A 4,821-nucleotide genomic window follows, 5' to 3' on the forward strand; every position below is an offset into this window, starting at 1 on the left:
GTCGGAGGCCGGCTGGTACTTGTGCACCTGCCGGTCGATTTCGAGAAAGCCTGTTACCTTGCCCATAGTCCAGTTCCTGCTGTCCAGATGGTGCGCCTGGCGACGCCCTGCAGCTGGATCAGATGGGGCATCCCGTCCACACATGGGCCGCACCAAGTTGCCCAAAATTCGACTATGTACACTTGCCGGGCTCAAAGCTCGTGAGGGGCTCGCCATGCAGCCAGTTCTCGACTCTAATCGAAGGAGCCGGGGACTCCATCTGCAATACCACGTTGCGGTCCAAAGCTATTTCCAAAGGTTTCTGCACGAGCTGGTTTCCTCTCAGAGACGGCACACGGGTTCAGGGAGGAGCGCATCGCTCGTCTTGCCCCATTGAGTGCAGTCACAGTCACTCAGTCTCAAAAGCCATGCCAACGCGCTCAGCGCGCAGTTAGCGCCCATTGCTTCGAAAAACCTCGTCAGTGCCCAGATGTTGGTTGTAATGAACCTGACATTTGTCTGACGCTGTCAGCTTTTGGACACGCGATCACGCGCTTCGTGCCGCCAGATGGCCAGGCCGAGCCCTGTGTTGCCAGCGGTCGCTTCGATGATTGTACCGCCCCGCGCGTGCCACGCTGTTCGGCATTAACGATCATCGACAACGCAATGCGATCCTTGATCGATCCGCCGGGATTCTGGCTTTCGATCTTGACGAAGCGACGACACCTGCCGGTATCGAATCTCTTCAGTTCGACGACCGGCGTCTCCCCAATCAGATCGAGCACTGACAAATGGCGGACGCAGGCGAGAGGACGCCTTTGTCGACGGTCGGCGGAACATCTCGAGGCTCATGCGGCTGCGGTCTCCAGAATGTCGGCATAGTGCCGTTGCGCAATATCGGGATGCGAGCGCAGTCGGCTCTTCAGCAGTTGCGGAACAGGGGATTGTCGGGGTCGCTGGCGGGGCACCCGCTTCGGCAGCCAGTTCAGGCGGCAGGTCAAGAAACCGTATGTCGGCATCAAGCCGCGCGCCGAAGAAGAAGGGAATAGAAACAGTGCCCTTCGAAAGACCCAGGGCGACGGAAATCATTGCATCGGGCGAGTTCATGCGCCTGAAGCAGCGCTGGCTGCAACTGCTTCATAGCGACAGGCGGGCGGAGACTCTAGCGGGGCTTTCGCCGCTTGGTTGATTGAGGCTCTCGACGAAGCCACTAAGATTCGGCGGCCGATAATAGCTTGCTGCTCATTGGGACGCCGACCAACGCCGGGATTGAGAAAGGCAACCCTGCCCCACAAGGCGGGTGTCACACGTGCGGTGCGTCCGCTCGTCGCGCCGGATGGTCTTTGAGACCTGGGTTCACGGCTATTCAGATGCACCCCTGTCGGCTTTTCGGTGCAGGCCGCCAGGCGGCGTGTTGCAGCAGCGGTAATTAGTTTGAGAGCGTGCGAGCACGGGCTGCATAGTGAGATCATTTGCCGGCGTGGGGACCAAGGTGTGGCGCAGCCTTAGAGAACTCAACACCGAGACCGGAGCAACGGAGACGGCTCTTTCGTCGAGACAGTTTAATTGGAAGGCCGAGAAGCACCGGCTGGGTAGCGTCACGCCGCATCATTCTTTGCGGAGCTGGAGCGCGCGGGATCGCTGGAGCGGCTGGTGAAAGCGGTTGCCGGGGCGCACGCCAACAACAACACGTGAGCTGGCGCCTCGTGTGGCAAAAGGAGGGGGCGAGAGCCCATGGCCTGCAATGAAGCGATCAAGCATTGCGATCGTGGAACCAAGCTGCCTAGTCGACCATCCGGACCGCGGCCTTCAAGCCAGCTCGCCTTGGAATCGGCCTTCCAGGAATCACCGTCAAGGCCGACTCACGACCTTTTCGCCATGAGCCGCGAAGAGGGCATTCCGCCGGAAGCCGATGGCTGCCTTCTCTCGTTCATCGACGGCTATGTGGTGAGCGGCCATGTGCCGGTCGGCACGGTCAACAAGCTCTTGACCGAGCGGCCCGACATCAAAGGGCATGACGCTGCCCGGCATGCCGATGGGCTCCCCCGGCATGAGTGGCACGAAGGAAGCGCCCTTCGAGATTCTCGAAATCCGAAAGTCTGACGCGACCGGCGGCATCTACGCCACGGAATAGGAGGCTTCGATGATGGAATGCATGAGCGGCATGATGATGTTCGGCACGGGCCTGGTGTGGCTGCTTGTCGTCGTCGTGCTCGTCCTCGGGACGGCCGCGCTGATCAAATACCTGTTCTCCAGCGGCGGCAAAGGAGAAGGGCGTCGGTCCTCTTATCGATGCGTGGCCGCGGCAGGCCTCGGATTGGTCTGGACATTGCCTTGGCTCGCCAACCGGATGGCCGCGCCCCGGCCGCGGCGATAGCGCTAGGCAAGACGGTTTTAGCCAGGCGAAGGTCAGCGCGATTGGAAAGCCCGCTGCCTTCGGGACGCATGCCGGCGCCGGGACCGGCCGCGGTCGTCGGCGGCGGCTACCAGAGCGACATGCCGGGCTTCGGGAATGTCCTCACCGACGAGGAGATCCGGGCCGTTCTGGCCTTCATCAAAAGCACATGGCCCGAGCGGGAACGCGCCTATCAGGCAGATGAGCCGCCGGGAGCGGGAGCAGACACAGTGAGACCAATCCTAGCCGCGGAGCCCTCGAACGCCCCCAACCGGAATGCATTGTCCATGAAAGCGAAACCGTCGCTTGCGATTCAATTTCTGGCGCTGATCCTCGGGACCTCCGCGCTGGCCCACCATCCGGGCGCCGATCTCGACAAGATGAGGGACAGCGCGGAGAGGTTCTTCCAGGCGATCGACGAGCAGGCCGCGCCGCCTTTCGAACTGGCCGACGCGGACGGAAGGGCCGTCCGCCTTCCGATCTCTCCGACAAGATCGTGGTGCTCTACTTCATGACGAGGTAACCTTGGAAGAAGAAGGCGACGGCCACTGGCGGCAGGATGGCAAGCACGCTGGCCGCAAAAAGCGGCCCATACTCATAGAAGCGGGCCGGTTCTGTCGCAAATCGTGCTTTTGGCCACAACTGGACGCTTTCGCGCGCTTATGGACCAGCTCACATGACAGGGCTCGACGTGCCCCGGGGTGGCGCCCTACTTCCACGCTCGCACTGTCACACTCCCGCCGAAAGGCGGGTTTAGTGAGTTATGGCAGTGACTGTGCCACCAGTCCAAACGTCGAGTTTCGCGGCAACTTCGACGCTTTCCTTAGCTGACTTGCCCAAAACCAGCGCGGCCAAAGCATACTGCTTGCCGCTCCCGATGGCATAATATTCACCTTTCACGGGATCACTTGGCAGCCAATTGCCGTCCAACAATACGGCTTCCCCATTTTTGCGCACTATCAGCGCCTCAAATTCAAAATTGTCGTCGTTGCGCGGCACAGGAATATCAGAAACATCCATGCCCTTCTCAACCCAGTCTCGAACGGCCTTTGGAATACCCAAGGACGAAGAGGAAACGCCGATGAGTGTGCCGTCGCATAAGCGAAACACCTTCGTTTTCTCACCGACGGATACTGAGTCAAAACCCAAGGCTCGGCCGTCGCCAGCCATGGTTCCGTTCCTGTAAGCTATTGTTGTCATTGGCACCCTTCTATCGCTGCATCAAACTTCAGGACCTTGCGCATGTCCCCTGTGTCAAGGTCACTGACCGACGGCCTATTTGCCTGATACACGATACAGGCTGCGCTCCTTGAGTTCGCGCACGGGTGGCCGTCATCTTGCCGCCTTCGCGCAATGCCTTGAACAGGCCGAGTCTGTCCCCCAGCGGGAATGACAACCACCTCCATGTCGTTGAAACGCAGGAAATCCGTCACTTTGCCTCGTCGGTAACGGGCGGAGCCGGAGCGGTCGTCACCGGGCAAGCGCGGTCGCAGTAGGTATCCTGGGCAGCCCGTCAGACATGGATGGCTTCGGTTGTGTCATGCGACTTCTTGTTGGTCGGTCACGTGTTTCCGGATAACCAGCATGCGCTGTGCCAAATGAGAAAACCATTTAAAGTCAATCCAGCAGATCTGACTGTATTCCGACATTGTCGGAAATTGGACATCGCCGAACGCGGGCGCTCGGGGCTTGTGATGATACTTGGGCGTGCTGCTTCGGAGGAGGGATGCGCCTCGTACCGGCCGCGAAGCCTTCCTGCATTTAAGGCGCCAGATCAATTGAACGCGATGCCGGGCAGCGTCGCAGCGGCTAAGCCAGCCACTCGCATTGCTCCCTGACAGGATGGTGCCGATCCTGCTGAGATCGCATGCTGGCGCGACGTTGCTTTGCGGCCACCGTCGCGCCTGCCCGTGAACTGTTCGCGCCTGTGCTCATGCTCGCCTTGACACCCTCGATGGGTCCATCCGGGATGGTCAACCATCCGGAACATAGCGGGCAGGCGGGCATCTTCACCAGCAGTCTCTGTGTCGCTCTCGTGGCGGCAAACAAGATCGAGGCTGGCGGGGTGATGATCAACGGTCCTCGAACCATCGATTTTGATCGCGGTGGCCGTTCAGTGCGTTCAAGCACGAGGCGCCGTTAGACGGCACCGCAGCATCATAGCGAAGTGCCATGCAGGACGACTCCCTGCAGCATCGTCTCGCGCAGCCAAACACTTGCCGGATCACTGTTGTGAACGGCCGGGCGTTTGACGGCCTGTGACGCGAAAAGGCAACGGAAGATCTAGCATTTATGGGGGAAATGTTTTTTCGGAGTGCTTGACCCGCAGGAAGGGCAGGGCATGACTGCCTATCGCCCGACCCGGCAAGGCCGCACTCATGACCGGCTGGGCTCGGTTAATCCTGCATGCCGCGCCCATGAGGTTACTTGTCCGGAGTGCGTCGAGC

At 60.3% G+C, this 4,821-nt stretch carries 4 protein-coding genes and 4 pseudogenes; 4 read left to right on the plus strand and 4 right to left on the minus strand.

All coding sequences use genetic code 11. The annotated features are described in order from the left end of the window. Positions 1-107: 107 nt before the first annotated feature. The 3 pseudogenes from ENZ74_RS22120 to ENZ74_RS35285 form a co-directional block, all read right to left on the minus strand. A pseudogene (locus ENZ74_RS22120) lies at positions 108-271 on the minus strand (thioredoxin domain-containing protein); the annotation flags it as partial. A gap of 278 nt (positions 272-549) precedes the next feature. Then, positions 550-819: pseudogene (locus tag ENZ74_RS22125) on the minus strand (pyridoxal-phosphate dependent enzyme); the annotation flags it as partial. A gap of 8 nt (positions 820-827) precedes the next feature. Beyond that, positions 828-1,032 (minus strand): annotated as a pseudogene (locus ENZ74_RS35285) (isopenicillin N synthase family oxygenase); the annotation flags it as partial. Between the two features lie 801 nt (positions 1,033-1,833). Between ENZ74_RS35285 and ENZ74_RS22135 the strand changes: the two are divergent. The 3 genes and pseudogenes from ENZ74_RS22135 to ENZ74_RS35825 form a co-directional block, all read left to right on the plus strand. Then, positions 1,834-2,113, plus strand: a pseudogene (locus tag ENZ74_RS22135) (DUF411 domain-containing protein); the annotation flags it as partial. Positions 2,114-2,122: 9 nt separating this feature from the next. Continuing rightward, positions 2,123-2,356, plus strand: coding sequence for a hypothetical protein (locus tag ENZ74_RS35290; protein ID WP_127312611.1), 234 nt, complete (start codon positions 2,123-2,125; stop codon positions 2,354-2,356). A 41-nt stretch (positions 2,357-2,397) separates the two neighbouring features. Then, complete coding sequence (locus ENZ74_RS35825; RefSeq protein ID WP_244514239.1) at positions 2,398-2,889, plus strand: cytochrome c; 492 nt, start codon at positions 2,398-2,400, stop codon at positions 2,887-2,889. Positions 2,890-3,127: 238 nt separating this feature from the next. Here the strand turns inward: ENZ74_RS35825 and ENZ74_RS22150 are convergent, their stop codons facing one another. After that, complete coding sequence (locus ENZ74_RS22150) at positions 3,128-3,544, minus strand: hypothetical protein (RefSeq protein ID WP_063169404.1); 417 nt, start codon at positions 3,542-3,544, stop codon at positions 3,128-3,130. Positions 3,545-4,241: 697 nt separating this feature from the next. On the opposite strand from ENZ74_RS22150, the gene ENZ74_RS22155 reads away from it, so the two are divergent. Further along, positions 4,242-4,517 (plus strand): hypothetical protein, encoded by a 276-nt coding sequence (locus ENZ74_RS22155; protein WP_063169403.1) that lies wholly within the window; start codon positions 4,242-4,244, stop codon positions 4,515-4,517. Positions 4,518-4,821 lie beyond the last annotated feature (304 nt).

Origin of the sequence: Mesorhizobium sp. M7A.F.Ca.CA.002.15.2.1, from assembly GCF_003998715.1 — a bacterium.
In the GTDB taxonomy this organism is placed as follows: domain Bacteria; phylum Pseudomonadota; class Alphaproteobacteria; order Rhizobiales; family Rhizobiaceae; genus Mesorhizobium; species Mesorhizobium ciceri.